This window comes from Halorubrum sp. AJ67 (assembly GCF_000513435.1).
The window spans coordinates 13,628-14,353 of sequence record NZ_CBVY010000009.1 but is presented as its reverse complement, the minus strand read 5'-3'; the positions used below and the strand labels follow the sequence as shown (position 1 = coordinate 14,353).

Sequence of the window (726 nt, the reverse complement as noted above, 5' to 3'; positions counted from 1 at the left end):
CGCGCACCACACCGCGACGCACCTCATCGGTCACGCAGCCCGCGAGGTGCTGGGGGGCCACGTCCGGCAGGCCGGTGCCCAGAAGGGGACCGACTCCGCGCGCCTCGACGTGCGCCACTTCGAGCGCATCACCCGCGAGGACGTGAAGGCGATCGAACGCGTCGCCAACGAGCTGGTCCGCGACGACGTGCCCGTCCGGCAGGAGTGGCCCGACCGCAACGAGGCGGAGGCCGAACACGGCTTCGACCTGTATCAGGGCGGCGTCCCGCCGGGAACGAACGTCCGTCTCATCCACGTCGGCGACGCCGACGTTCAGGCCTGCGCGGGCACCCACGTCGACCGAACCGGCGAGATCGGCGCGGTGAAGGTGCTGAAGACCGAGCCGGTCCAAGACGGCGTCGAGCGCATCGTGTTCGCGGCGGGTGCCGCCGCCGTGGAGGCGACCCAGCGCACCGAGGACGCGCTGTACGACGCGGCCGATATCCTCGACGTCGACCCGCTCGACGTGCCCGACACCGCCGAGCGCTTCTTCGAGGAGTGGAAGGCGCGGGGGAAAGAGATCGAGTCGCTCAAAGAGGAGCTCGCGGCCGCTCGCGCCTCCGGCGGTGCCGACGCGGAGGAGGTCGAGGTCGACGGGACGACCGCGGTGATCCAGCGGCTCGACGGCGACGCAGACGAGCTCCGCGCCACCGCGAACGCCCACGTCGACGACGGGAAGGTCGCGGT

Annotated in this window: 1 pseudogene; it reads left to right on the top strand. The window is 72.0% G+C overall.

Annotation, left to right across the window (positions count from 1 at the left end):
• A pseudogene (alaS, locus tag BN903_RS09070) lies at window positions 1-726 on the top strand (alanine--tRNA ligase); the annotation flags it as partial.